This is a genomic window from Microbacterium sp. AR7-10, from assembly GCF_001878835.1.
Lineage (GTDB): Bacteria > Actinomycetota > Actinomycetes > Actinomycetales > Microbacteriaceae > Microbacterium > Microbacterium commune.
This window is the reverse complement of sequence record NZ_MJIR01000063.1, coordinates 1-25,368: the sequence shown is the minus strand read 5'-3', so window position 1 is coordinate 25,368 and position 25,368 is coordinate 1. Positions and strand designations below refer to the sequence as shown.

Below are 25,368 nucleotides of genomic sequence, written 5' to 3'. Positions count from 1 at the left end.
GCATGCCGACCCGCCCGCCGCCGGACCGCCCGCCGCCGGACCGAGCGCTCGCCGATAGGATCGCCATCGACCGGGACCGACGAGCGCGACGGGATGACGATGACCGCGAACGACCTGCCCACCACCGAGGCCATCGCCCTGGTGTCCGCGCCCGCACCGTATGTGCTGGCCATCGACATCGGCTCCGGCTCCACCCGCTGCAGCCTGTACGACGCCTATGCCCGTCCGATCAGGAAGCGCATCGCGAAAGCGGATCACCGATTCGTGGAGGAGGCGGACGGCACCGCCGAGATCGACGCCGATCTGATCGTCGCCGAGGTCGCCGACGTGATCGGGCAGGTGGTCGACGGCGTCGAGCCCGGACTCATCCGCGCCGTGGTGATGGACACGTTCGCCTCCTCGCTGGTGTGCGTGGATGCCGACGGCGCCGCCCTCACGCCGTGCTACACCTACGCGGATTCACGGTCGGCACGACACCTGGCCGAGCTGCGCACGCGCCTGGACGAGACCGAGGTGCACCAGCGCGTCGGCGCGCGTCTGCACACCAGCTATCACCCGCCACGCCTGCTCTGGCTGCAGGACGAGCAGCCCGACGTCTTCGCACGCACCGCGAAGTTCCTCTCGCTCGGCGAGTACGTGTACGCGAAGCTGGCCGGGGTCGAGGGCGCGGCGACCTCGACGATGGCGTGGGCGGGCATCCTGAACCGGCACACCTGCGAGCTCGACGACGAGCTGCTCGCGGCGGTCGGCGTCGATCGGTCTCGCTTCGCGCCGATCGTCGACCCTGACGAGCCGATCACCGCCGTCTCTCCTGATGTCGCACGCCGCTGGCCGGCGCTCGAGGGAGCCGCATGGTTCCCTGCCGTTCCCGACGGCTACGCGTCGAACGTCGGGGTGGGGGCATCTGCGCCGGAGGTCGCCGCGATGTCCGCGGCCACCTCGGGTGCGATCCGCGTGATCGTCGACGGAACCCCCGACGTGCTGCCCTCCGGCCTGTGGGCGTATCGCATCTCGCGCACCCAGTCGATCATCGGCGGGGCGCTGAACGACGTCGGACGCGTGACGCTGTGGCTGCAGGCGACCCTCGCTCCGCTCTCGTACGACGAGGTCGACATGCTGCTGCGCGCCGCCCCCGCCGAGGGCACGCCCCTCATGCTGCCCTTCCTCACCGGAGAGCGCGCCACCGGATGGGCGGGGAGCGCTCGGGCCGCCCTGACCGGGGTCTCATCGGCCTCGGGCCCGCGCGAGCTGTGGCGCGGGGCGGCCGAGGGCATCGCCATCTCGTACCAGCGGGTGTTCGAGCAGCTGCGCGAGGTGAGTCCGGGGATCGAGCGTGTGATCGGATCGGGCGGTGTGGCCGGCGCCTTCCCCGCGATGATGTCCGTGATCGCGCAGGCGCTCGGATTTCCCGTCCAGGTGGTGAACGTCAAGCGCGTCACGATGCGCGGCGCCGCGGCGATCGCCCTGTCGGTGCTGCAGCCGGAGCATCCGCTCGCGATCATCCCGCAGACCGATCGCACCGAACCGGATGCCGGGCAGCGGGCCTACTACGACGACCTGCGACGCCGATTCGATGAGGCGTACGCGGCGATCATCGCCGGCTGAGCCCGCCCGGATCGGGCGGGCCGCCGGTCAGATCTGAGCGGGCGGCGCGCCCGTTCCGGCGTCGAACTTGCCTGCCCCGCGCTGCATCGCGATGACCTCGGTCACCGTCGACTCGCCGTGGATGCGGGGGTCGCCACCGGCATCCGGGGTGTAGCCCTTCGTCTTCGGCGAGTGGCGGGTGCGCACCTCGACCCACTTCGCCACGCCGGCGAGAAGCAGGCAGAGCAGGATGTAGATGCCGCCGATGACGAACGCCGACTGCAGGATGGGCCGGCCCTGCTGCGAGCTGAGCAGCTTCGCGTAGTACAGCAGCTCGGGGTAGGTGATGATGAAGCCGAGAGCGGTGTCCTTGAGCGTGACCACCAGCTGCGCGACGATCACCGGCAGCATGGCCCGAACCGCCTGCGGCAGCAGGATGAGGCGCATCACGCCGCTCTTGCGCAGACCGATCGCGTAACCGGCCTCTTTCTGGCCCTTGGGCAGCGACTCGATGCCGGCACGCAGCGCCTCGGCGAGCACCGAGCCGTTGTACACCATCAGACCGATGACGACCGCCCAGTACGGGTCCATGTCGACGCCGATGACCGGAAGGCCGTAGTACAGCAGCATCATGAACACCAGCACCGGCACGGCGCGGAACAGCTCGATGACCACGCCGACCGGGATGCGCACCCAGGCGTGGTCGGAGAGGCGGCCGATGGCGAGCACGAACCCGAGGACGACGCTGAGCACGGCGGCGAGCGCGAAGGCGCCGAGGGTCTTCCCGAGGGCGCCCAGGATGCCGTTCCAGACATTGGCGAAGGTGAAGACGTACCACTTCTGCGGCTCGAACTGCCCGGTCGCGTACATCCGGTACAGGACGAAGCCGATCGCAGCCAGCACGACGACGATGGTGATCACGGCGAGGATGCGGTTGCGCGCGATCGCCCGGGGACCGGGGACGTCGTAGAGCACTGAGGTCATCGTGCGATCCTCCACTTGTTCTCGAGATGCCGCTGCACCGCGCTCATCGCGAGCACGAGCACGACGAACACGACGGCGACCCAGAGCAGGACCTCCATCGGGTTGCCGGGGCGTCCGGGCGCATCGTTGATGGTGGCGCGCAGGGCCGCGAGCTCGGCGATCGAGAACCCGGCGGCGACGGTGGTGTTCTTGAGCAGGGCGATGAAGACGCTCATCATGGGCGGGACCACGGAGCGGAACGCCTGCGGCAGCACGATCAGCGTCATGACCTGCCCGAACGGCAGGCCGATCGCGCGGGCGGCCTCGGCCTGGCCGACCGGCACGGTGTTGATGCCGGCTCGCAGCACCTCCGCCACGTAGGTGGCGGTGTAGATGCCGATGGCGAGGATGCCGAGCACGGTGTTCGACAGGTCCGGCAGCCCGAGCTGCGGGTAGCCGAACACGAAGAAGAAGAAGACCAGCGTGAGCGGGGTGTTGCGGATGATGTTCACGTACGCGGTGCCCACACCGCGGGCGATCGGCACCGGCGAGACGCGCATCGCACCGACGATGATGCCGAGCACGAGGGCGATCAGCCCGCCGACGAAGAACACCAGCAGCGTGTTGGCGATCGCCCCACCCCAGAGGTCGAGGTTTCCGAAGATGACGTCCACGCCGTCTTCCCTTCTCAGGATGTGTTCGGGGCGGCCCGGTTGCGGGCCGCCCCGAAGGGTGATCAGTACGCGTCGACCTCAGGCTGCTCGACCTTGATCCCCGAGTCGCCGAGGTTCTTGTCGAAGATGGCCTGCCAGATGTCGTTGTTCTCGGTGAACAGGTCGTTGATGTGCGCACGCAGCGCGTCATCGCCCTTGGTGAGGCCGACGCCGTAGCGCTCCTCGGTGAACAGTCCGCCGGTGACCTTGACCTCGTCCGGGTACTGGGCGGCGTAGCCGATCAGGATGGCCTGGTCGGTGGTGACCGCGTCGACCTTGCCGTCGATCAGGTCCTGCACGCATGCGGAGTACAGGTCGTACTCCTGCGTCTTGATCTCGGGGAAGTTAGCCTTGATGTTCTGGATCGGCGTGGATCCGGTGGCCGAGCAGACGGTCTTGCCGTTGAAGTCCTCGAGCTTGTCCGCCTCCGGTGCGTCCTTCGCGACGAGCAGACCCTGTCCGGTGATGAAGTACGGGCCGGCGAAGTCGATCTGCTCCTTGCGCTTGTCGTTGATCGAGTAGGTGCCGACGTAGTAGTCGATGTCGCCGTTGACGATGGCCTGCTCGCGGTTCGCGGAGGCGATCGGCTTGAACTCGATCTTGTCCTCGCCGTAGCCGAGCGAGGCGGCGATCCACCGGGCGATGTCGACGTCGAAGCCGGTGCGCTCACCGGTCGTCGCGTCGAGGTAGCCGAGGCCGGGCTGGTCCTCCTTGACGCCGATGGTCACCTTGTCGGCTTTCTCGATCTTGTCGAAGGTGGGGCTGCCGTCGAGCGTGACGTCCTTCGCGACCTCGAACAGCGGCGTGTCGCCGCCGTCGCCGGCGTCGCCGCCGCCCGGGTTGCTGGGGCTGCCGCTGTTGCAGCCGGTGAGGGCCAGCAGCGCCGCCGTGGCGATTCCGATCCCTGCGAGAGCTCGTGTGCGTCGCATGTGCGTCTCCTTCTGTGCTGTGGTGCGTTTCGGTGCGGGGTCAGTGGGTGAGGAGCTTGGACAGGAAGTCCTTCGCGCGCGTGCTCTTCGGGTTGGTGAAGAACTCCTCCGGTGCCGCCTCTTCGACGATCTGGCCGTCGGCCATGAAGACGACGCGGTTGGCCGCCTTGCGCGCGAAGCCCATCTCGTGGGTCACGACGATCATCGTCATGCCCTCTTTCGCGAGCCCGACCATCACGTCGAGCACCTCGTTGATCATCTCCGGATCGAGCGCGCTGGTCGGCTCGTCGAAGAGCATCACCTTCGGGTGCATCGCGAGAGCGCGCGCGATCGCGACGCGCTGCTGCTGGCCGCCGGAGAGCTGGGCAGGGAGCTTGGATGCCTGCTGCGCGACGCCCACGCGCTCGAGCAGCGCCATGGCCTCCTTCTCGGCCTCGGCCTTGCTCTTGCCGAGCACCTTGATAGGCCCGAGGGTGACGTTCTCGAGGATGGTGAGATGCGCGAAGAGGTTGAAGGACTGGAAGACCATGCCGACCTCGGCGCGCAGCTTCGCGAGGCCCTTGCCCTCGGCGGGAAGCGTCTTGCCGTCGATGCGGATCTCGCCGCTCGTGATCGTCTCGAGTCGGTTGATCGTGCGGCACAGCGTCGACTTGCCCGAGCCGGACGGACCGATGACGACGACCACCTCGCCCCGGTCGACCTTCAGATCGATGTCCTTCAGGGCATGGAAATCGCCGTAGTGCTTCTGGACGTTCTCGACCACCACGAGGGCGTCATTGCGCTCTGCCATGGGTTACAGACTAGGCCAGAGGCCGCGTCCGTCGCGGAGACCCCACGCGGGTTTACCGATTCGTGATGGGTCTCGGCTGACCCGCACGGGCCAGATCGCCCGGCGGGAGCTCAGTCGGCCGCGCGCTGCGCGAACGCCGACTCGTAGAGGCAGACGCTCGCGGCCGTGGCCAGGTTCAGCGATTCCGCGCGGCCGAAGATCGGCAGACGCAGCGCCCGATCCGCCTGAGCGAGGGCATCGTCATCCAGCCCGCGCGCCTCGTTGCCGAACAGCCAGGCGGTGGGCTGCGCGAGCACGCCGTCGGCGCGCGCGGCGAGCAGGTCGTCGCCCTTCACGTCCGCGGCCACGACGTTCATGCCCGCGGCGTGGGCGCGGCGGATCACATCGTCGAGGTCTCCCCCCACGGAGACGGGGAGGTGGAAGAGAGAACCGGTCGTCGAGCGCACCACCTTCGGGTTGTACGGGTCGACGGTGCGCCCGGTGAGCACCACGGCATCCGCGCCTGCCGCGTCCGCCGCGCGGATGATGGTGCCGAGGTTGCCGGGGTCGCGGACCTCCTCGCAGATCGCGATGAGTTTCGGCTCGGCGGCGAAGATGTCCTTCACGGACGTCGGGGTCTGGCGTGTGACCGCGATCAGACCCTGCGGGGTCACCGTGTCGGCCATGGCGGCGAGCACCGCCTCGGTGACGTACTCGACCTCGACGTCGCGCTCATCGGCGAGAGCGCGCACGTCGGCATGCTTCTCCCACGCGGTGGGAGTCGCGAACAGCTCGACGATCGCGTCCGGCAGGTACTGCAGCGCTTCGCGCACCGACTGCGGGCCCTCGAGCAGGAAGAGTCCCGTCTCGACCCTGGCGCTGCGCTTGGTCAGCTTGGCGACGGCACGGACGCGGGGAGAGCGAGGGTTCTCGAGCACCCGGCCAGTCTACCGGGGTGCGGAGACGCGAAACGGGCGCCTCCCCGGAGGGAGACGCCCGTGCAGACCACTCGGATCAGGCAGCGGCCTTCGGCGCGTTGACGTCCGAGGGCAGAGCGTTCTTCGCGACCTCGACGAGTGCCGTGAAGGTGCCGGCGTCGGTCACGGCCAGGTCGGCCAGCATGCGGCGGTCGACCTGCACACCCGCGAGGCCGAGGCCCTGGATGAAGCGGTTGTAGGTGATGCCGTTCTGACGGGCAGCGGCGTTGATGCGCTGGATCCACAGACGACGGAAGTCGCCCTTGCGCTTGCGGCGGTCGCGGTACGCGTAGACGAGCGAGTGGGTGACCTGCTCCTTCGCCTTGCGGTACAGGCGCGAACGCTGGCCACGGTAACCGGACGCGCGCTCGAGGATGACGCGACGCTTCTTCTGCGCGTTGACTGCGCGCTTGACTCTTGCCATTTTCGTATTCCTATTCGTACGGGCGTCGCGGTCAGCGACCGAGAAGCTTCTTCGCGACCTTGGTGTCTGCCTTGGACAGGACCTGGTCCTGGTTCAGGCGACGGGTGCGCCGGCTCGACTTGACCTCGAGGTTGTGGCGCATGCCGGCCTGCTGCTTCTTCAGCTTTCCGCTGCCGGTGATCTTGAAGCGCTTCTTCGCACCCGAGTGGGTCTTCTGCTTCGGCATCTTCTCTTCCTTCGTGTGGCGCCCTGGCGGGCGACGGTGGGTACCCGCTCGGAAGCGGGAGCTGTGGGGGCGGGCTACGCCTCGGACTCGTCGGTCGCCTCGGAGTCCGTGCCCGGGCCGTTCTTCGCGTCGCGCGCGGCCTGCTTGTTCGCGGTGCGGACGGCGTTCTGCTCTGCCTTCGCCTCGGACTTGTTCTTCAGCGGGGCGACGACCATGACCATGTTGCGCCCGTCGATGGTGGGGTTCGACTCGACGGTGCCCAGCTCGGCGACGTCCTCGGCGAACTTGCGCAGCAGACGCACGCCCTGCTCGGGACGCGACTGCTCGCGGCCGCGGAACAGGATCATCGCCTTGACCTTGTCACCGGCCTTGAGGAAGCCCTCGGCGCGCTTGAGCTTGGTCGTGTAGTCGTGAGCCTCGATCTTCAGGCGGAAGCGGACCTCTTTGAGGATGGTGTTCGCCTGGTTGCGGCGCGCTTCCTTGGCCTTCTGCGCGGCCTCGTACTTGAACTTGCCGTAGTCCATGATCTTGACCACGGGCGGCTTGGAGTTGGGGGCCACCTCGACGAGGTCGAGGTCCGCCTCCTGGGCCAGACGCAGTGCTGCCTCGATGCGGACAACGCCGATCTGCTCACCCGCGGGACCGACGAGGCGGACCTCGGGGACGCGGATGCGCTCATTGGTACGGGGATCGCTGATGCGGAGCTCCTAAGACGTGGGTTCTCGGCCACCGGGATGCAGGTCGCATCTCGGGCGAAATCGGAGTTCTCCCCACCCGCCGGTGCAGTCAGACACACCGGCTTGTGACACCCTTTCCACCGGAACCGGCGGGGTGCTGAACCCGGTAGCCTGGAACGGCAAGCGCGGGTGGGATCAGAATCCTCTTTCGTATCGGAGCATGACACTCCGAAGCCCGCAGAAGTCTACCAGAAAGCATCCCGAAGTGACGATTCCCGCTGAGCACCCCGATGACCGCCACGATCGCTGGGAGCAGCAGGAGCACGCCGCGAGCGCCGCGACGCGCGACATCGCGGACGTTCCCGCCGTCGAGGTGATCACGACGACCGCCGTGCACCTGATGAGCGCCGCGGCCGTGAAGGTGGGCCTGGCGGACTCCCCCGAGGAGCAGACCGACCTCGACGAGGCGCGCAAGCTCATCAACGCCCTCGCCGGCCTCATCACCGCCGGAGCGCCCGAGATCAGCGACATGCACGCCCGGTCGCTGCGCGACGGACTGCGCTCACTTCAGCTGGCCTTCCGCGAGGCGTCCGTGATCCCCGACCCGATCGGCAAGGGACCCGGCGAGAAGTGGACCGGCCCCGTCAACTGAGCTTCTCGCTCAGCCCGCGGAGCGCGTCAGCTTCACCGTGAGCGAGTCGACCAGCACGGCCATCCGGTCATCGGCCGCCCAGCGCTGCGCGAGCCGCGCGAGCACGGCGTCCAGCGTCTCGCGCTCCAGGCCGTCGACGAGCTCGAGGGTGACGACGAGCTCCGCGCCGCGCATCCGGGCATCCGGATCCCCCGCCGCGACCGACACGTCGATGACCGCCAGCTCGTGAGCGATGCTCTCCCGCAGAGCGGTGAACACCTCCGGCGACAGGTGGCTCGGCTCCCAGCGCTGAGCCTGGGCGATCGCCCAGACCGCCGGGCGACGGATGACGAACTCGGTCTCGGATGCCGGGTCGAGAATGATGAGGTCCGTCTGCTCGCTCGACGCCGACAGCGCCACGCGGATCGCCTCCACGGGGATCGGCCGGGCTGCGGCATCCCAGCGTCGCATCGTGTCGACCGACGAGAACACCGGCTGCACACGACGCCCGTCGGGGGCGGCGACCGTGACGATCGAGAGCTCCTGCGTCTTGTCGACCGTCAGTCCGGTCGGCCCCACGCCCTCATCGCCCTTCTCGGCGATGAGGGGCACGAGCACGCGCGCATCGCGGAAGGCGTCGACCACCTCGACCTGCGAGCCCGAGCCGCCGCGGAAGCGCAGCAGGGCGGCGAGCAGGGCGGGGTCGGCGGAGCCGTCGTCGGCGGCGTGCGGGTTCGCCTGGAAGCTCCGCCCCTCCCACGGGACGCCGGCCGAGTCGCCCGGGTTCCTCCGCCCGTGGTCGCAGGCGTCGTCAGTCGCCGGCGACATCCAGCGCCTCGGCGAGGGTGAACTTCCCGGCGTAGAGCGCCTTGCCCACGATCGCGCCCTCGACGCCCAGGGGCACGAGCTGACGCAGCGCCGCGATGTCGTCGAGCGTCGCGACACCGCCGGACGCGATCACCGGCTTCGGGGTGCGCGAGGTGATCTCGCGGAGCAGGTCGAGGTTCGGACCGCGCAGGGTGCCGTCCTTCGTGACATCGGTGACGACGTAGCGGCTGCAGCCGGCCTCTTCGAGGCGCTCGAGCACATCCCAGATGTCACCGCCCTCCTTCGTCCAGCCGCGCGCGGCGAGTGTCGTGCCGCGCACGTCGAGCCCGACCGCGATCGCCTCGCCGTATCGGCTGATGACGTCGGCCGACCACTCCGGGTTCTCCAGGGCGGCCGTGCCGAGGTTGATGCGGGTCGCACCGGCCTCGAGCGCGGCGTCGAGGCTCGCGTCGTCGCGGATGCCGCCGGAGAGCTCGATGCTCACGCCGCGGTACTGCTTGATGACCTTGCGCAGGATCGCAGTGTTGCTGCCGCGGCCGAACGCCGCATCGAGGTCGACGAGGTGGATCCACTGAGCACCGGCGTCGACGAACTCGCCGGCCGCGTCGACGGGGTCGCCGTAGCTCGTCTCGGTGCCGGCCTCGCCCTGCGTCAGGCGCACCGCCTTGCCGCCGGCCACATCGACCGCGGGCAGCAGGATCAGCGAGGGGGACTGTGCGAAGTCGTTCATGTCGTCCTTCGAAGGGGGTGGGTGCGGCCCGAGCGGGCACGAGAGATCAGAGTAGCCGGGCAGGGGGGTCGTCTCAAATGACGTGACGTCCGGCGCCTCGGTGAAGTGGGGTTCTCGCAGGCCCCGGCGGTACGATCGGAGGCGCACCGGCCGGGCAGCCCCGCCTGTGCGCACATCGACACGAAGGGACGCGAGGCATGGCCGACGCGCACAACGACAGCGGCGCAGGTCCGCTGCGCCGGCGGACGAGCGCTGCGCGGCGTTCCGCACCCGAGCCCGAGTCGATGGTGTCCGAGGTCCCGCTGGTCGCGTCCGACGGCCCGGTCGAGGCACCGCGTTATCATCGCGGGTCCGCCGCCGCGTCCGCGCCCGCTCCGGCACCGGAATCCGCGCCCGCATCCCCCGTCTCGCGGCGCGAGCAGCGTGAGCGACCGTCGTTCCTGCAGCAGGAGCGACGCGAGGAGCCCGCCAGGACCGGCGCGCGCGGCATGCTGAACCGGATCGGATTCTCGCTCGCCCCCGGTGCCGCAGAGCGCGCGGTGCGCGAAGACGAGCTGCTCGTCAGTCAGCACTGGCCGGGCCCGCGCACGATCGCTGTGGTGAACGGCAAGGGCGGCGCGGGCAAGACCCCGACCACCGTGCTGCTCTCTGCCGTCTTCGCGCGCTTCGGAGGCGCGGGTGTGCTCGCCTGGGACAACAACCAGACCCGCGGCACCCTGGGCTGGCGCACCGACACCGGCCCGCACGACCGCACGCTGTTCGAGCTGCTCCCCGAGGCCGATCGGCTGCTGGGCGCGGGCGCGCAGTCGGCGGATCTCGCGCATTTCGTGCACCACCAGGCGCGGGAGAAGTACGACGTGCTGCGCTCGAAGCCGATGCGGCTCGCTCAGGAGAACCGGCTGCGCTCCGCAGACATCGACGCGATCCACGCCGTGGCGGCGAAGTACTACCGGCTGATCATCATCGACTCCGGGAACGACGAATCCGACCCGATGTGGCTGCGCATGATCGACCACGCCGACCAGATCGTCGTGGCGACCACGACGCGCGACGACCACGCCGAGGCGGGTGCGCTGCTGCTCGAGGCTCTCGAGGACCGCGACGAGCGATCCGCCCGGCTCGCCCGTCAGTCGGTGGTCGTCGTCACTCAGGCGGACCCCAAGGCGACCCCGGCCGATGTCGACCAGGTCGTCACCGGCTACCGCGACCTGGCACGGGAGGTGGTCGCGATTCCGTTCGATCATGAGATGGTCGACGGCCACCTGCGCCTCGGCGCCCTCGCCCCGGCCTCCCAGACCGCATGGCTGGCGGCGGGAGCAGCCGTCGCGCGGGGCCTCTGACCACCCGTACCGGGACCACCCGCACGGGTCTCCGTGCGGGGCTCCGGGTCGCGTCGGACGCTAGAGCGACTCGACCCAGTTGCGCAGCAGCCGGATGCCGGCCTGTCCCGACTTCTCGGGGTGGAACTGCGTTGCGGAGAGCGGGCCGTTCTCGACCGCGGCGATGAAGCGCTCCCCGTGGGTCGCCCACGTCACGGCGGGCTGCGGGAACGGCGGGATGACGTCGAGCTCCCACGACGTGGCGGCGTACGAGTGCAGGAAGTAGAAGCGCTCGTGCTCGATGCCGCGGAAGAGCACACTGCCCTCCCCCGGCTCCACGGTGTTCCAGCCCATGTGCGGCAGCACCGGGGCGTGCAGCTCGGCGACCGTGCCCGGCCACTCCCCCAGGCCCTCGGCGGGGTGCCCGCGCTCGACACCGCGTTCGAACATCACCTGCATGCCGACGCAGATGCCGAGCACCGGGCGCCCACCGGCCAGGCGACGGTCGATGATCTCGTCACCGCCGTGTGCGACCAGCGCCTCGCGCACGGCGGCGAAGGCCCCGACGCCGGGCACGAGCAGGCCGTCTGCCTCCAGCGCTCTGTCGCGATCGCGAGTGAGCTCCACCTCGGCGCCCGCGGCGGCCAGCGCCTTGACGGCCGAGTGCACGTTGCCCGACTCGTAGTCGAAGACGACGACGCGGCGCGTGGTCACAGCGCACCCTTGGTCGAGGGGATGCCCTCGACGAGCGGGTCGAGCGCCTTGGCCTGACGGAACGCACGGGCGAATGCCTTGAACTCGGCCTCGGCGATGTGGTGCGGGTCGCGTCCGCCGATCACGCGCACGTGCACGGTGAGCCCGGCGTTGAAGGTGATCGCCTCGAACACGTGGCGCACGAGCGATCCGGTGAAGTGCCCGCCGATGAGGTGGAACTCGAAGCCGGCCGGCTCTCCGTCGTGCACGAGGAACGGGCGGCCGGAGATGTCGACCACGGCTTGGGCGAGAGCCTCATCGAGAGGCACCATGGCGTCGCCGTAGCGCGAGATGCCCGCCTTGTCGCCCAGTGCCTCGCGGATCGCCTGGCCGAGCACGATCGAGATGTCCTCGACGGTGTGATGCGCGTCGATGTGCGTGTCTCCCGTGGCGCGCACGGTGAGGTCGGTGAGCGAGTGCTTGGCGAAGGCCGTCAGCATGTGGTCGAAGAACGGCACGCTCGTGTCGATGTCGCTGCGACCGGTGCCGTCGAGGTCGACGACGACCTCGACGGTCGACTCGGAGGTGCTGCGGGTGCGGCGGGCGGTGCGTTCGGTCATGCTGACGGTCCAATCGACGCGAGGGCTTCCAGGAATGCGGTGGTCTCGGCCTCGGTGCCTGCGGAGACCCGGAGGTGATGCGGGATGCCGACATCGCGGATGAGCACTCCGCGGTCGTACAGTGCGCGCCACAGGGCCTGGGGGTCGTCCACTCCGCCGAACAGGACGAAGTTCGACCACGAAGCGTGCGGCCGGTACCCGAGGGCCTCGAGCGTGGCCGAGATGCGCTCGCGCTGCTCGACGATCTCATCGACCATGCGCAGCATGGTGGCGGAGTTGCGCAGCGCCGCGACGGCGGCGGCCTGCGTGAGGGCGCTGAGGTGGTACGGCAGGCGCACGAGCCGCAGCGCGTCGATGAACGCCGGATCGGCGGCCAGGTACCCGACCCGAGCTCCGGCGAAGGCGAAGGCCTTGCTCATCGTGCGCGACACCGCGAGACGCGGGCGACCGTGCAGCAGGCTCAGCGCGGAGGGCGCGTCATGCGGGGCGAACTCCTGATACGCCTCGTCGACGACCACGACACCGCGGGCCGCCTCATAGACGGCCTCGATGACGTCGAGTCCCAGCGGCGTGCCGGTCGGGTTGTTCGGGGTGCACAGCAGGATGACGTCCGGGTCGGCCTCGGCGACCTGTCTGGCGGCATCGTCGGGGTCGATGGTGAAGTCGTCGTGGCGCGTGCCGGCGACCCACCGTGCGCCGGTGCCCTGCGTGATCAGCGGGTACATCGAGTAGGTGGGTGCGAACCCGAACGCCGTGCGGCCGGGGCCGGCGAAGGCCTGCATGATGTGCTGCAGCACCTCGTTCGAGCCGTTGCCAGCCCAGATCTGCTCGGCCGTGAGACCGTGACCGAGGTACTCGGCGAACCCTTCCCGCAGCGCGGTGAACTCGCGGTCCGGGTAGCGGTTGACATCGCGCAGGGCGAGGGCGACGTCGTCGAGGATGTCGCTGGCGACCTCGTCGGGAACCGGATGCGTGTTCTCGTTGACGTTCAGAGCGACGGGAAGCGGCGCCTGCGGGGCGCCGTACGGCGTGAGCCCGCGCAGATCGTCGCGGAGGGGCAGCTCATCGAGGGATGTCACATGCTCCATCGTAGGCCGCGCATCGCACCCACCGCCTCGGATGACGGCGCACTCTCACTCGGCGGGCGCGGTCTCGGAGTAGGCGGTCGGGATCGCGATCGACGCACCCGCCTGGATCATGCCGGAGGGGAGGTTGTTGAGACGCCTGATGTCATCGATGACCTCGCGCGGGTCGGAGCCGGGAGCGGCCTCAGCGGCGATCGACCAGAGGGTGTCACCGGGCAGCACCGTCACCGTCTCGAACGCGACGGGTGCGCTCTGGCCGGACGCGATGGCGGAGCCGCCGGCCAGCAGAGAGACCGCGATGCCGGCGATGACCGGCGCGGCGGCGAGGGTGGCGAGCAGACGACGACCGCGCACGGTGAGGCGCAGCCGGGTCGGGACAGAACGCCGGGCAGCGGCCGTGACCGACGCGGTCAGGGGGGCCTGGATGCTGATGGTGCTCATGCGATGCTCCTCTTCGCTCTCCTCCGCCCATCGGGCGGAAGTGGTGCAGCTTTCGCATCCGGCATCCGGCCGGGGATGCCGGATGCGAAGCTACGTTCCGAATCTATCTTCGATATCGAACATCTGTCAAGAATTCTTCGAATACAGCGCCCGCGGTTCTGCGACACGCTCGAACAGATCTTCCGTTTTCCGAGCGAACTCGGATACGGTTTCGATGAAGTCAGCCCACCATGGGCCACCGACATTCGAACCGCATCCCCGCGAAGACGCGGATCTGCACCGTGTGAGGGCATGAAGGAGCACCCATGAGCGACAACCCCGAGACCGCAGCCGAGGCTCCCCGCACGCGGCGCCGCAAGAGCCTGAGCCCCAAGCAGATGGCGATCCTCGAGGTGATCCAGAGCTCGATCGCGCGTCACGGCTACCCGCCGAGCATGCGCGAGATCGGCGACGCGGTGGGGCTGAAGTCACTCTCGAGCGTCACCCACCAGCTCGGGCAGCTCGAGCTGAGCGGCTACCTCCGCCGCGACCCGGGCAAGACCCGCGCCATGGAGGTGCTGATCGATCTGCCCGGCAGCGGAGCCGAGAACCCCGCAGACACCGCCCCGTCGGTCGGCGATGCCGCGCTGGTGCCGCTCGTCGGTCAGATCGCCGCCGGCGTGCCGATCACGGCAGACCAGCAGGTGGAGGAGATCTTCCCGCTGCCGAGGCAGCTCGTCGGCAAGGGCGACCTGTTCATGCTGAAGGTCAACGGAGAGTCGATGATCGATGCGGCGATCTGCGACGGCGACTGGGTGGTCGTGCGCACGCAGAACAACGCCGAGAACGGCGAGATCGTCGCCGCCATGATCGACGGGGAGGCGACGGTGAAGACCTTCCGCCGCCGAGACGGGCACACCTGGCTGCTGCCGCGCAACTCGGCTTTCGAGCCCATCCTCGGCGACGAGGCGGTCGTGCTCGGAAAGGTCGTGGCGGTGCTGCGCTCGGTCTGAGCGAGCCCTCGCGAACGAAGAGGCGCCCCTTCCCGGTCGGGAAGGGGCGCCTCTTCGTCGTGGGCGGTGCTCAGACGGTGACCGCGACGTCCTCGCGGACGCGCCTGGTCGCCTCGACGATGTTGCGCAGCGACTCCACCGTCTCCTCGTACGCACGGGTCTTCAGGCCGCAGTCGGGGTTCACCCACAGCTGGCGCAGCGGCAGCTCGTCGACGGCGCGACACAGCAGCGCCTCGATCTCCTCGACGCTGGGCACACGCGGCGAGTGGATGTCGTAGACGCCGGGGCCGACACCGTGGTCGAAGCCGAATCGCGCGATGTCGGCGACGACCTCCATGCGGCTGCGCGCGGCCTCGATCGAGGTGACGTCGGCGTCGAGGGCGCGGATCGCGTCGATCACGACACCGAACTCCGAGTAGCAGAGGTGCGTGTGGATCTGCGTTCCGGCGGCGGCGCCGCCGGTCGCGAGCCGGAACGAGCGCACCGACCAGTCGAGGTAGTCCGCCTGATCGGCCGCCTTCAGCGGCAGCAGCTCGCGCAGCGCCGGCTCGTCGACCTGGATGATCGCGATTCCGGCGGCCTCGAGGTCGGTGATCTCGTCGCGCAGGGCGAGCGCGACCTGGTTGGCCGTCTCGCCGAGCGGCTGGTCGTCGCGCACGAACGACCAGGCCAGGATCGTCACGGGGCCGGTGAGCATGCCCTTGACCGGCTTCGCGCTCAGCGACTGCGCGTACGACGCCCACGAGACGGTGATCGGCGCAGGGCGCGACACGTCTCCCCAGAGGATCGAGGGCCGGGTGGCGCGCGAGCCGTACGACTGCACCCAGCCGTGCTGGGTGACGGCGAACCCGTCGAGGTGCTCGGCGAAGTACTGCACCATGTCGTTGCGCTCCGGCTCGCCGTGCACGAGCACGTCGAGGCCCAGCTCCTCCTGCAGGGCGACGACCTGGTCGATCTCCCGGCGCAGGAAGTCGTCGTAGTCGTCGGCGGGCAGCTCGCCGCGCAGGAACTGCGCACGAGCCCTGCGGATGTCGCCGGTCTGCGGGAACGAGCCGATCGTCGTCAGCGGCAGCGCCGGCAGGTTCAGCGCCTGCTGCGCGCTCTCGCGCTCGGCATACGAGACGCGCGAGAACTCCGTCTCGGAGACCTCATGGCCGCGCACGGCTCCGTCGCGCACGCCGGGTGCGTCATGCCGGTCGGCGAGGGCCGCGGACGCGGCATCCAGCGCGTCGGTGATGGCATCCCGCCCCTGGGCCAGTCCTTCGGCGAGGGTGACGACCTGGCCGACCTTCTGGTCGGCGAAGGCGAGCCAGGAGACGAGACGCGGGTCCAGCGCCGTCTCGTCGTCGACGTCGTGCGGCACGTGCAGCAGCGAGGTCGAGGTGGACGCCGAGATGTGGGACGCCCCGAGGTCGCGCAGCGCCTCGAGCTTCGCGAACGCCGCGTCGAGGTCGCCGCGCCAGATGTTGTGTCCGTCGATGACGCCGCCGACGAGGGTCTTGCCCTCGAGCGCGGGGAGCGCTGCGGGCACCTCGCCGCGGACCAGGTCGATGCCGATGGCCTCGACGGGTGCGGTCGCCAGCACGTCGAGCGTCGTGCCGAGAGCGGCGTAGGGCGCGGCCACGAAGATCTGCGGTCGCTCGCCGGCGCCGCCGAGCACGGCGAGGGCGCGGGCGGCGGCGTCGGCGAGCGCGGCGGTGCCGACCGGCAGCGACTCGCTCACCAGCGCCGGCTCGTCGAGCTGCACCCACGCGGCGCCGGCTGCCTTCAGCTTGGCGAGCAGCTCGGCGTAGACCGGCAGCACGTCCTCGAGGCGGCTGAGCGGATCGAAGCCCTCGGGCGCGTCATCCGACGCCTTCGCCAGGGCGAGCAGGGTGACCGGTCCGACGACCACCGGGCGGGTGACGTATCCGGCGGCCGCGGCCTCCGCGACCTGCTGCACGAGGTGCTCGCTGGCGAGGGAGAAGACCGTCTCGGGGCCGATCTCGGGGACGAGGTAGTGGTAGTTCGAGTCGAACCACTTGGTCATCTCGAGCGGTGCGCGATCGCCCTCGCCTCGGGCGACGGTGAAGTAGGCGCCGAGTCCGATGCTGCCGTCGGCGTCACGGAGGTCGTCGAAGCGCGTCGGGATCGCACCCACGGTGACGGCGGCGTCGAGCACCTGGTCGTAGAACGAGAACGACTCGGGGATCGACGAGTCATCACGGCCGAGACCGAGTTCGGCGAGACGCGCACGCGTCGTGGCGCGCAGCTCGGCGGCCGTGCGCTCGAGAGCCGTCTGGTCGGAGCGGCCCGCCCAGAAGGACTCGACGGCCTTCTTCAGCTCGCGGCGCCGGCCGATGCGCGGGTAGCCGAGGATCGTCCCTGCGGGGAAAGCGGTCATGGTGTTCCTTTCGATGCTGCGGAGAGCTGGCGCTGCGGGATGATCCCGGCGAGGCGGAGGACGTCGAGCACGGTCTCGTGCTGGTTGAACGCGTACAGGTGCACACCGGGCGCGCCGCCGTCGACGACGGCGCGGATCAGGTCGGCGGCCCAGCGGATGCCGATCCGGCGGCGCCCCTCGGTGGTCGGCTCGACCTCGAGCTCGATGGCGAGCTCGCTCGGAAGCTCCTCGCCGGTCAGCTCGAGCACCCGCGCCAGACGCGCGGGCGAGGTGATCGGCATGATGCCGGGGAGGATCGGGATCGCCACCCCGGCGCGGCGGGCGCGTTCGACGAACGCGAGATAGTGATCGGGGTGGAAGAACAGCTGCGTGATCGCGACCGTCGCCCCGGCCGCCTGCTTCGCGAGCAGCGCGTCGACGTGCTGGCTGCTGTACGCCGAGCGCGGGTGGCCGTTGGGGAAGGCGGCGACGGCGATGTTCACCCGACGGCGCGGCGCGACGCGCACGGCGCCGGGGTTGCCGCGCACCGGGGACTCCTCGTACGGGGCCCGCTCCGCCTGCACGCGGTCGATCAGCTGCACGAGTTGAGCCGAGCTCTCGAGGTCGCCGAGGAACACGTCGTCCTCGCTCTGACCCGCGGGCGGGTCGCCGCGCAGCGCGAGGAAGCTGAGCACGCCGGCATCCAGGAACTCGCGGATCAGACGGGCGGCACCCGCATAGGTGTTGCCCACACACGTGAGGTGCGCGAGCGGCTCGGTGTCGGTGTGCGCGCGGATGTATCGCAGCACCTCGAGCGAGCGACCGCCGGTCGCGCCGCCCGCGCCGTAGGTGACCGAGATGAAGTCAGGTCCCGCCTCGGCGAGCCGGTCGATCGTGTCATGCAGCGCCCTGGTGCTCTCGGCGGTGCGCGGCGGATACAGCTCGAAGGAGAACGGGATGCTGCTCACGGCGGTTCTCCTTCGAGGCTCGGTCTGCGGGGTGTTCTCAGACGGTAGGACAGCCCCTCGCCGCGGCGCACACTCTGTGACGCCGTGTGTCACCTGCGGGTCTGGCTAGGCTCGATGCATGACCGCACCGCACGGCTCGTGGCCCTCCCCGTTCACCGCTCAGATGATCGCGCAGGCATCCCCCCGCATCGACGGAGCACGCTTCGTCGGCGACGAGGTGTGGTGGGGCGAATCCGTTCCCGCCGAGGGCGGCCGGGTGACGGTGCGCAGCTCGAGCGGCGACCAGATCCTCCCCGCGCCGTGGAACGCGCGTTCCCGCGTGCACGAGTACGGCGGCGGGTCGTGGACCGCCGATGCCGAGGGCACCCTGTACTTCGTGCACGGCGCAGACCAGCGGATCCACCGGATGTCGCCCGGCGGCGCTCCCGAGCCGCTGACCGCGGCCGGACCTTCATACGGCGGACTGCGGCTGCAGCGAGGACGGCTGCTCGCGGTGCAGGAGGATCTTCGCCCCGAGCAGCACGTGCGCGCGATCGTGGAGGTCCCCCTCGACGGCGCCGCGGCCGATGACGAGTCGGCTGTGCGCACCCTCGTCTCGACGAGTGGCTTCGTCGCGCATCCCGCCCTCTCACCCGATGGACAGCGTCTCGCCTGGGTGCAGTGGAGCACCGTCCGGATGCCCTGGGAGCAGGCGCTGCTGCACGTGGCGTCGGTCGACGGCGACGCGCTCGCGTCGACGCCGACCCGTGCCGCCCTGCAGCCGGAGTGGGTGAGCGACGACGAGCTGCTCTACCTCGATGATCCATCAGGCCGGTGGAACCTGCAGCGGCTGCGCGTCGGCGACACCGCAAAGCCGGTGGCACCCGCCGACGCCGACACGGGCGGCGGCCTCTGGGTGCTCGGCAACCGCTGGTACCAGCCTCTCGACGACGGCCGTGTCGTGGCGGTGCGCACGAACGGGGCCGACGAGATCGTGCTGATCTCCCCTGACGGCGACGCCATCGAGCTGCTCACGCTGCCGATCACGGCCGGCGCGAGCATCGACGACGCGCGCGGCGCTCGCGTGCTCATCTCGGGCGCGGGGCGGGCGGTCGGGGCGGGGCTGTGGTGCGTCGACCTGGACGACGGCACCATCACCACCGTCACGGGGGGCGACGCGGCGGATGCCCGGTGGATCCCCCGCGCGCGCCCGGTGACCTTCCGCGGTCCGCACGGCCCGGTGCACGCCTTCGACTATCCGCCGACGAACCCCGACGTCTCAGCGCCCGAGGGCGATCTGCCGCCGTACATCGTCATGGTGCACGGCGGCCCCACCGCGCACGTCTCGGGCGCGGCATCCACGGCGTACGCGTACTGGACCAGCCGCGGCATCGGCGTGCTCGACGTGAACTACGGCGGCTCGACGGGCTACGGCCGCGCCTACCGCGAGCGCCTCGACGGGCAGTGGGGCATCGTCGACGTCGACGACGTCATCGCCGCAGCACGCGGCATGGCCGAATCGGGTCTGGCCGACCCCGCCCGCATCGCCATCCGCGGCGGCTCCGCCGGAGGGTGGACGGTGCTCTGCGCGCTGGTGCGCGGCGGCACCTTCACCGCGGGCATCTCGAGATACGGCGTGGCGGATCTGCGGATGCTGGCAGCCGAGACCCACGATTTCGAGGCGCACTACATCGACGGTCTGGTCGGGCCGCTGCCCGAGGCGGAGAGCGTGTACATCGAGCGGTCGCCGCTCTCGCACGCCGACCGGATCGACGTGCCGGTGCTGCTGCAGCAGGGTTCGGACGACCGGGTGGTGCCGCCCTCGCAGTCGGAGGCGATCCGCGACGCCCTCGCCGCCAGGGGCGTGCCGCACGAGTACCTGCTGTTCGAGGGCGAGGGCCACGGCTTCCGCGCGGCGGAGACCATCATCGCGTCGCTCGAGGCCGAACTGGGCTTCCTGGGTCGGACGTTCGGGTTCGACGCCGCGCGGTAGCCGCTACTCCCCCACGCGGTTGCGCAGGCGCATGGCGCGCTCGGCCTCGCGCGTGTCCTGGCGCTCGCGCAGGGTCTGCCGCTTGTCGTACTCCTTCTTGCCCTTCGCGAGTGCGATCTCGACCTTCGCGCGGCCGTCCGAGAAGTACAGCTTCAGCGGGATGAGGGTGTAGCCGCCCGCGGAGACGGCGTGCTCGAGCTTGCGGATCTCGTCCTTGTGCAGCAGCAGCTTGCGGATGCGCTTGGCGGAGTGGTTCGTCCAGTGCCCCTGGGAGTACTCCGGGATGTGCACCGCGTCGAGGAAAGCTTCACCGCCCTTCACGTACGCGTAGCCGTCGCTGAGGTTCGCGCGCCCCTGGCGCAGGGACTTGACCTCGGTGCCGGTGAGCACCAGACCCGCCTCGTATGACTTCTCGAGGTTGTAATCGTGACGCGCGCGTCGGTTGGTCGCGACGACCTTCTCCCCGCGTTCCCTGGGCATGTTCTTCTCCTGACGACAGACAGCCCTCAACCCTATCGGTTACCGCACCCCTCGACGGGTCAGGTGCGCAGCCACCGCCGGATCGCGAAGCCGGCCGACAGGGCCGCCAGCACGACGCCGATGCCGATGAGCACGGGCACGACGAAGACGGCGTCCTGCATGTCGACCAGCGGGCGCATGAACGGCACCCGCTCGGCGAGGTATCCCTCGACGCCGAACTTCACTCCCGCCAGCACAGCCGCGCTGGCGAACACCGATCCGAGGAACGCGGCGAAGACGCCCTCGAGCACGAACGGCGTCTGGATCGATCGATTCGACGCGCCGACCAGGCGCATGATGCCGATCTCCTTCCGGCGCGCGTACGCCGAGAGCCGGATGGTCGTGGCGATGAGCAGCACGGCGGCGATCAGCATGAGGGCCGCGACACCGACCGCGATGTACGTCGCGACGGTGAGCGCGGAGAACAGCGGATCGAGCAGTCGACGCTGATCCTGCACCTCGTCGACGCCGGCGACTCCCGAGAACGCCTCGGTGAGCACGCGCGACTGCTGCGGATCCTTCATGGTCACGCGGAACGCCACGCCCATGTTCTCGACGCCGAACGCGTTCGCCTGCTCCTCGCCGAAGCGCTCGACCCAGTTCTGGTACGTCGTCTCCTTGTCGTCGAAGGCGACCTCTCTGATCAGCGGTTTCAGCGCGGGCCCCGCGAGATCGTCCTTGACCGTGGCGATCTGCTCCTCGGTCGCCTGATCCGACGTGCAGTTCTGCGACGTCGACAGCGGCGAGCACATGTAGATGGTGACCTCCGCCTTCTCACCCCAGTAGCCGCGCATCGTCTGGATCTGCGTCTGCATGAGGATGGCCGCGCCGACGAACGTCAGCGAGACGAAGGTCACCAGGACCACCGAGATGACCATGGAGATGTTGCGGCGGAGGCCGATCAGGGCCTCGCCGACGATGAGTCCGAAGTTCATGAGGTCGGGCCCACTTCCTCGTCGTCGTCACGCGAGAGGCCGAGCCGGTCGGCCATGCCGAGTTCGGCGACCTCCACCTCCGGGATCACTATCGGGGTGGTTCGCGGAACCGCGGCCGTCGCCCGCTCCTCGGGCGGGGTGGCCACGGCGGGCGGCCACGGGGCACCCTGCGCGCTCGGCTCCACGGCATCCTGAGCGGCTGCCGGACGGGCGGTCGCCGGCTGCTCGACCGGGGGCGTCGGCACGACGCCGGTGATCGTCTCGCGCTGGATCTCCTGCACCGCGGTGAGCGCCGCGGCGGCCGCAGCCCCTGGCACGGCCTCCGGCGTGAGGCGCGGGATGCTGGAGGTGTCGCCGTAGCCGCCGCCCACCTCGTCGCGGACCATCTCCCCGCCCTTGAGCTCGATGACACGTCGCTGCATCTGGTCGACGAACGCCGCCTCGTGCGTCGCCATGACCACCGTCGTGCCGCCGGCGTTGATGCGGGTCAGCAGCTGCATGATGCCCACCGACGTCGCCGGGTCGAGGTTTCCGGTGGGCTCGTCGGCGAGCAGAACCTTCGGCCGGTTGACGATGGCCCGCGCGATCGCGACGCGCTGCTGCTCGCCGCCGGAGAGCTCGTGCGGCATCCGCTTCGCCTTGCCGTCGAGACCCACCAGCGCGAGCGCCTCGGGCACCGCCTGCTGGATGAAACCGCGCGACGAGCCGATCACCTGAAGCGAGAACGCCACGTTCTGCGCGACCGTCTTCGACGGCAGCAGACGGAAGTCCTGGAACACCGATCCGATGTGGCGCCGGAAATACGGCACCTTGCGGTTGGCGAGTGAGCGGAGGTCGCGGCCGAGCACGGCCACGCGGCCGGCGGAGGGGACGTCCTCTCGGAGGATCAGCCGCAGGCACGTCGACTTGCCGGAGCCGGAGGCTCCGACGAGGAAGACGAACTCCCCCGCGTCGACGTTGAAGTCGACTTCTGACAGTGCGGGGCGCTTCGTGCCGCGATAGCGCTTTGTGACGTTCTCGAACCGGATCATGGCCATACGAGCCTAGGCGCGGGCCGGGCCAGCGCTGCCAGCGACACTCCCCCGGGCCGTTCCCGTCGACCGCGACTGATATACACGTAAGGGCGCGCATGCGTCACGAGAGCAGGTCGCGCGGCTCCGGCCGACGGCGCAGACGAAGACGAGGAGAAGGCCATGAGCGTTCCCGCAGGATGGTATGACGACGGATCGGGGCGCCAGCGCTGGTGGGACGGCGAGCAGTGGACCGAGCACTACGCCCCGGAGAGCAGCCCGGCAGCCGCGCCGTCGGAGTCGACTGCGGGTGACGACGTGACGCCGGATGCCGGTGCATCCGGCGAGCCGCACAGCGAATACATCCCGCCGGTCGCGCCGGGCGCGACCGAGGCCACCCAGCCGACCGAGGCCTACCCCGCGGTCACGCCGGACGGCTATCCGCAGAGCGGGTTCGGCGACGCGCCGGCGTACGGCCAGGACGCGTACGGCCAGAATGCGTACGGCCAGGGCGGCTACGGTCAGCAGGGCTATCCCGGCGCCGGCGGCGGCGATGCGCAGAACGCCTACGCCGCACCCGCACCCTACGGCGGCGCGGCAGGGTACGGCGGCGCCTACCCGGCACCCGATGCCGGACCGCGCAAGACCCCCGTGCTCGGATACGTCGGCCTCGGGCTCGCGGTCATCGGCGGCATCATCGCCTGCGTCCCTGGTCTCATCACCTTCGGCATCGGATCGTTCCTGCTCTTCGGCGCGTTCGTCGTGTCGATCATCGCGCTGTTCATCAAGAACACCGCGAAGTGGCCGGGCATCGCCGGTCTGGTCCTGTCGATCGTGATGGGCATCGTCGCCACGATCGTGCTCAGCGTCACCCTCTTCACGACCCTCGCCGATAACTCATGGGAGTCTTCCGACGACCCGTACGCCACCGACGAGCCGTACGCATCGGACGAGCCCTACGACGAGGAGACGACCGCGCCCGATGCCGGCGGCGAGCGCCCGTCGGCGCAGGAGCTGGCGACGGGACTGGAGACGATCGTCGACGAGTCCGGTGCGGGCGGCTTCCCCGATGATCTCCTGCTCTGCCTGGGTGACGCGTTCTACGCGTCGGAGATGAGCGATGAGGCCCTGCAGATGGTCGCCGCCGGCAGCACGGACTTCACCGATCCGGCGGACGGACTGGACTTCGCGTCGACGTTCGCCGAGGCGGCGGGCACGTGCAGCCAATGACGCCGCAGTGACGAAGACGGGCCCGGGAGCAGCGCTCCCGGGCCCGTCTTCATGTCAGGCGAGGATCAGTCCTCTTCCTTGCGCTTGCGCCAGCGGATGCCCGCCGAGATGAAGTCGTCGAGGTCTCCGTCGAAGACGCTGGCCGGGTTGCCGGACTCGTGGCCGGTGCGCAGGTCCTTGACCAGCTGCTGGCCGTAGAGGAAGTACGAGCGCATCTGATCGCCCCAGCTGGCGGTGATGTTGCCCGCGAGCTCCTTCTTCTTCGCCGCCTCCTGCTCCCGCTGCAGCAGCAGCAGGCGGGTCTGCAGCAGACGCATGGCGGCCGCACGGTTCTGGATCTGCGACTTCTCGTTCTGCATCGAGATGACGATGCCGGTGGGAAGGTGGGTCAGGCGCACGGCCGAGTCGGTCGTGTTCACCGACTGCCCGCCCGGACCGGAGGACCGGAACACGTCGACGCGCAGGTCGTTCTCGGGGATCTCGACCTCGGTGGCCTCCTCCATGAGGGGGATGACCTCGACCGCGGCGAACGAGGTCTGCCGCTTGTCGGCCGAACCGAACGGGCTGATCCGCGCCAGTCGGTGCGTGCCGGCCTCGACCGACAGCGTGCCGAACGCGTAGGGGGCGGTGATCTCGAACGTCGCCGACTTGATGCCGGCGCCCTCGGCGTACGAGGTGTCCATCACCTTCACCGGGTAGCCGTGCTGCTCGGCCCAGCGCAGGTACATGCGCATGAGCATCTCGGCGAAGTCGGTGGCGTCGTCGCCGCCGGCACCCGAGCGGATGGTGATGATCGCGTTGCGATCGTCGTACTCGCCGTCCAGAAGCGTCTGCACCTCGAGCTGGTTGATGGTCTGCGTGAGCGAGTCGAGCTCGGCGCGCGCCTCGGCGGCGGAGTCGTCATCCTGCATCTCGTTGGCGAGTTCGATGAGGACGTCGAGGTCGTCGAGTCGGCGCTCGACCTCGGTGATGCGCTTGAGGTCGGCCTGCTTGTGGCTGAGCGCGCTGGTCACCTTCTGCGCCTTCTCGGGATCGTCCCAGAGGTCGGGGGCGCCCGCTTCCTCGCTGAGTCGCGCGATGTCCTCGCGCAGGGAGGTGACGTCGACGACCTCGCGGATGTCGCCGAAGGTGTGTCGCAGGGCCTGTATGTCGGCGGAGAGATCGAGTTCGAACATGGCAGTCCACCTTATCGCGCCGCGGACGCGCTTCCCTGACCGCGGTATGTCCTGCCGTTCGGCGGCAGCGGGCCGGGCTAGCGTGAGCGGTGTGAGCGAGAGTGCGGCGGGTGTCCTGAGACGGTTCGGGCCTATGGTCTACGCGCCGACGGTGCTCTTCTCGCTGGGCGAGGGCGCGGTCATCCCCCTGATCCCCGTGATCGCGACGCGACTCGGCGCCGACGTGTCGCTGGCGGCGCTCGTGGCCGCTGCGCTCGTGATCGGCCAGCTGTGCGGCAACCTGCCCGCCGGCGCGCTGGTCGCGAAGGTCGGCGAGCGGGTCACGATGGTCGTCGCAGGTGTGCTGTCGATCGCCGCGGGCGTCGGGATGCTGCTCGCCGAGCACCTCGCACTGTTCGCCGCATCGGTGTTCGTGCTGGGCTTCTGCGCCGCCGCCTTCGGTCTGGCCAGGCACGCCTTCATGACGACCCGGGTGCCACCGCGGTTCCGCGCCAGGGCGCTGTCGCTGCTGGGCGGCAGCTTCCGCTTCGGCGTCTTCATCGGGCCGTTCGTCGCCGCCGCGCTGATCCAGCTGACCCTGTCTCTTATACACATCT

Annotated in this window: 27 protein-coding genes; 7 read left to right on the top strand and 20 right to left on the bottom strand. The window is 69.9% G+C overall.

Annotated features, from left to right (window positions below; translation table 11 throughout):
* The first annotated feature begins 99 nt into the window (after positions 1–99).
* Complete coding sequence (locus tag BFN01_RS08925) at positions 100–1,605, top strand: gluconokinase (RefSeq protein WP_177243839.1); 1,506 nt, start codon at positions 100–102, stop codon at positions 1,603–1,605.
* A 27-nt stretch (positions 1,606–1,632) separates the two neighbouring features.
* Here the strand turns inward: BFN01_RS08925 and BFN01_RS08920 are convergent, their stop codons facing one another.
* From BFN01_RS08920 to infC, 8 genes are all read right to left on the bottom strand, one after another.
* Positions 1,633–2,568, bottom strand: a complete 936-nt coding sequence (locus BFN01_RS08920; RefSeq protein WP_071643625.1) for an amino acid ABC transporter permease — start codon at positions 2,566–2,568, stop codon at positions 1,633–1,635.
* On the bottom strand, positions 2,565–3,221 hold the full coding sequence (locus BFN01_RS08915; RefSeq protein ID WP_071643624.1) for an amino acid ABC transporter permease: 657 nt from the start codon (positions 3,219–3,221) through the stop codon (positions 2,565–2,567). The genes BFN01_RS08920 and BFN01_RS08915 overlap by 4 nt, the downstream gene beginning before the upstream one ends.
* 62 nt (positions 3,222–3,283) lie before the next feature.
* Positions 3,284–4,189, bottom strand: a complete 906-nt coding sequence (locus BFN01_RS08910) for a glutamate ABC transporter substrate-binding protein (RefSeq protein WP_071643623.1) — start codon at positions 4,187–4,189, stop codon at positions 3,284–3,286.
* A gap of 40 nt (positions 4,190–4,229) precedes the next feature.
* A complete protein-coding gene (locus BFN01_RS08905; protein WP_071643622.1) occupies positions 4,230–4,979 on the bottom strand; it encodes an amino acid ABC transporter ATP-binding protein in 750 nt (249 codons plus the stop codon).
* A gap of 110 nt (positions 4,980–5,089) precedes the next feature.
* Complete coding sequence (locus BFN01_RS08900) at positions 5,090–5,896, bottom strand: RNA methyltransferase (protein ID WP_071643621.1); 807 nt, start codon at positions 5,894–5,896, stop codon at positions 5,090–5,092.
* 76 nt (positions 5,897–5,972) lie between these two features.
* Positions 5,973–6,359 (bottom strand): 50S ribosomal protein L20, encoded by a 387-nt coding sequence (gene rplT / locus BFN01_RS08895; protein ID WP_071643620.1) that lies wholly within the window; start codon positions 6,357–6,359, stop codon positions 5,973–5,975.
* Positions 6,360–6,390: 31 nt separating this feature from the next.
* Positions 6,391–6,585: a 50S ribosomal protein L35 gene (gene rpmI / locus BFN01_RS08890; RefSeq protein ID WP_071643619.1), complete on the bottom strand. Its 195-nt coding sequence runs from the start codon at positions 6,583–6,585 to the stop codon at positions 6,391–6,393.
* A 74-nt stretch (positions 6,586–6,659) separates the two neighbouring features.
* On the bottom strand, positions 6,660–7,283 hold the full coding sequence (infC, locus tag BFN01_RS08885) for a translation initiation factor IF-3 (protein ID WP_071643618.1): 624 nt from the start codon (positions 7,281–7,283) through the stop codon (positions 6,660–6,662).
* 250 nt (positions 7,284–7,533) lie between these two features.
* On the opposite strand from infC, the gene BFN01_RS08880 reads away from it, so the two are divergent.
* Positions 7,534–7,914: a DUF1844 domain-containing protein gene (locus BFN01_RS08880; RefSeq protein WP_371261013.1), complete on the top strand. Its 381-nt coding sequence runs from the start codon at positions 7,534–7,536 to the stop codon at positions 7,912–7,914.
* A 9-nt stretch (positions 7,915–7,923) separates the two neighbouring features.
* Here BFN01_RS08880 and BFN01_RS08875 read toward each other — a convergent pair whose 3' ends face one another.
* Both BFN01_RS08875 and priA read right to left on the bottom strand, forming a co-directional pair.
* Entirely contained in the window at positions 7,924–8,721 is a 798-nt protein-coding gene (locus tag BFN01_RS08875; RefSeq protein WP_071643616.1) for an SseB family protein, read from the bottom strand.
* On the bottom strand, positions 8,705–9,451 hold the full coding sequence (gene priA, locus BFN01_RS08870) for a bifunctional 1-(5-phosphoribosyl)-5-((5-phosphoribosylamino)methylideneamino)imidazole-4-carboxamide isomerase/phosphoribosylanthranilate isomerase PriA (protein ID WP_071643615.1): 747 nt from the start codon (positions 9,449–9,451) through the stop codon (positions 8,705–8,707). The genes BFN01_RS08875 and priA overlap by 17 nt, the downstream gene beginning before the upstream one ends.
* Before the next feature lie 197 nt (positions 9,452–9,648).
* On the opposite strand from priA, the gene BFN01_RS08865 reads away from it, so the two are divergent.
* Positions 9,649–10,791 (top strand): AAA family ATPase, encoded by a 1,143-nt coding sequence (locus BFN01_RS08865; protein ID WP_083428739.1) that lies wholly within the window; start codon positions 9,649–9,651, stop codon positions 10,789–10,791.
* A gap of 60 nt (positions 10,792–10,851) precedes the next feature.
* On the opposite strand, the gene hisH is transcribed toward BFN01_RS08865, so the two are convergent.
* The 4 genes from hisH to BFN01_RS08845 are packed head-to-tail and all read right to left on the bottom strand — an operon-like array spanning position 10,852 to position 13,609.
* Positions 10,852–11,484, bottom strand: coding sequence for an imidazole glycerol phosphate synthase subunit HisH (gene hisH / locus BFN01_RS08860; RefSeq protein WP_071643614.1), 633 nt, complete (start codon positions 11,482–11,484; stop codon positions 10,852–10,854).
* Positions 11,481–12,083, bottom strand: coding sequence for an imidazoleglycerol-phosphate dehydratase HisB (gene hisB / locus BFN01_RS08855; RefSeq protein WP_071643613.1), 603 nt, complete (start codon positions 12,081–12,083; stop codon positions 11,481–11,483). The genes hisH and hisB overlap by 4 nt, the downstream gene beginning before the upstream one ends.
* Entirely contained in the window at positions 12,080–13,171 is a 1,092-nt protein-coding gene (locus BFN01_RS08850; protein ID WP_071643612.1) for a histidinol-phosphate transaminase, read from the bottom strand. Before BFN01_RS08850 ends, hisB begins: the two co-directional genes overlap by 4 nt.
* A 45-nt stretch (positions 13,172–13,216) precedes the next feature.
* Positions 13,217–13,609: a LysM peptidoglycan-binding domain-containing protein gene (locus BFN01_RS08845; RefSeq protein WP_071643611.1), complete on the bottom strand. Its 393-nt coding sequence runs from the start codon at positions 13,607–13,609 to the stop codon at positions 13,217–13,219.
* 305 nt (positions 13,610–13,914) lie between these two features.
* Between BFN01_RS08845 and lexA the strand changes: the two genes are divergently transcribed.
* Entirely contained in the window at positions 13,915–14,601 is a 687-nt protein-coding gene (gene lexA, locus BFN01_RS08840; protein ID WP_071643610.1) for a transcriptional repressor LexA, read from the top strand.
* 70 nt (positions 14,602–14,671) lie between these two features.
* Here the strand turns inward: lexA and metE are convergent, their stop codons facing one another.
* Together metE and BFN01_RS08830 are read right to left on the bottom strand one after the other, a co-directional pair.
* On the bottom strand, positions 14,672–16,984 hold the full coding sequence (gene metE / locus BFN01_RS08835; RefSeq protein ID WP_071643609.1) for a 5-methyltetrahydropteroyltriglutamate--homocysteine S-methyltransferase: 2,313 nt from the start codon (positions 16,982–16,984) through the stop codon (positions 14,672–14,674).
* The gene (locus BFN01_RS08830; protein WP_071643608.1) at positions 16,981–17,931 is read right to left on the bottom strand and encodes a methylenetetrahydrofolate reductase; all 951 of its coding nucleotides are present in this window, start codon (positions 17,929–17,931) and stop codon (positions 16,981–16,983) included. The genes metE and BFN01_RS08830 overlap by 4 nt, the downstream gene beginning before the upstream one ends.
* Before the next feature lie 118 nt (positions 17,932–18,049).
* Here BFN01_RS08830 and BFN01_RS08825 point away from each other — a divergent pair, with 118 nt between their 5' ends.
* Positions 18,050–19,903 carry a prolyl oligopeptidase family serine peptidase gene (locus BFN01_RS08825; protein ID WP_071643607.1) on the top strand — a complete coding sequence of 618 codons (1,854 nt, stop codon included), beginning with the start codon at positions 18,050–18,052 and terminating at the stop codon, positions 19,901–19,903.
* A 3-nt stretch (positions 19,904–19,906) separates the two neighbouring features.
* Here BFN01_RS08825 and smpB read toward each other — a convergent pair whose 3' ends face one another.
* Genes smpB through ftsE form a run of 3 tightly spaced genes read right to left on the bottom strand, consistent with a single transcriptional unit; the run spans position 19,907 to position 22,388 of the window.
* On the bottom strand, positions 19,907–20,383 hold the full coding sequence (smpB, locus tag BFN01_RS08820) for an SsrA-binding protein SmpB (protein WP_071643606.1): 477 nt from the start codon (positions 20,381–20,383) through the stop codon (positions 19,907–19,909).
* A gap of 59 nt (positions 20,384–20,442) precedes the next feature.
* The gene (gene ftsX / locus BFN01_RS08815) at positions 20,443–21,357 is read right to left on the bottom strand and encodes a permease-like cell division protein FtsX (protein WP_071643605.1); all 915 of its coding nucleotides are present in this window, start codon (positions 21,355–21,357) and stop codon (positions 20,443–20,445) included.
* Positions 21,354–22,388 (bottom strand): cell division ATP-binding protein FtsE, encoded by a 1,035-nt coding sequence (gene ftsE / locus BFN01_RS08810; RefSeq protein WP_071643640.1) that lies wholly within the window; start codon positions 22,386–22,388, stop codon positions 21,354–21,356. The genes ftsX and ftsE overlap by 4 nt, the downstream gene beginning before the upstream one ends.
* A 162-nt stretch (positions 22,389–22,550) precedes the next feature.
* Here ftsE and BFN01_RS15205 point away from each other — a divergent pair, with 162 nt between their 5' ends.
* Complete coding sequence (locus BFN01_RS15205) at positions 22,551–23,597, top strand: DUF2510 domain-containing protein (RefSeq protein WP_071643604.1); 1,047 nt, start codon at positions 22,551–22,553, stop codon at positions 23,595–23,597.
* 65 nt (positions 23,598–23,662) lie between these two features.
* Here the strand turns inward: BFN01_RS15205 and prfB are convergent, their stop codons facing one another.
* Positions 23,663–24,772, bottom strand: coding sequence for a peptide chain release factor 2 (prfB, locus tag BFN01_RS08800; RefSeq protein WP_071643603.1), 1,110 nt, complete (start codon positions 24,770–24,772; stop codon positions 23,663–23,665).
* 133 nt (positions 24,773–24,905) lie between these two features.
* Here prfB and BFN01_RS08795 point away from each other — a divergent pair.
* A partial coding sequence (locus BFN01_RS08795) for an MFS transporter (protein ID WP_143187206.1) occupies positions 24,906–25,368 on the top strand: 463 nt, incomplete at its 3' end.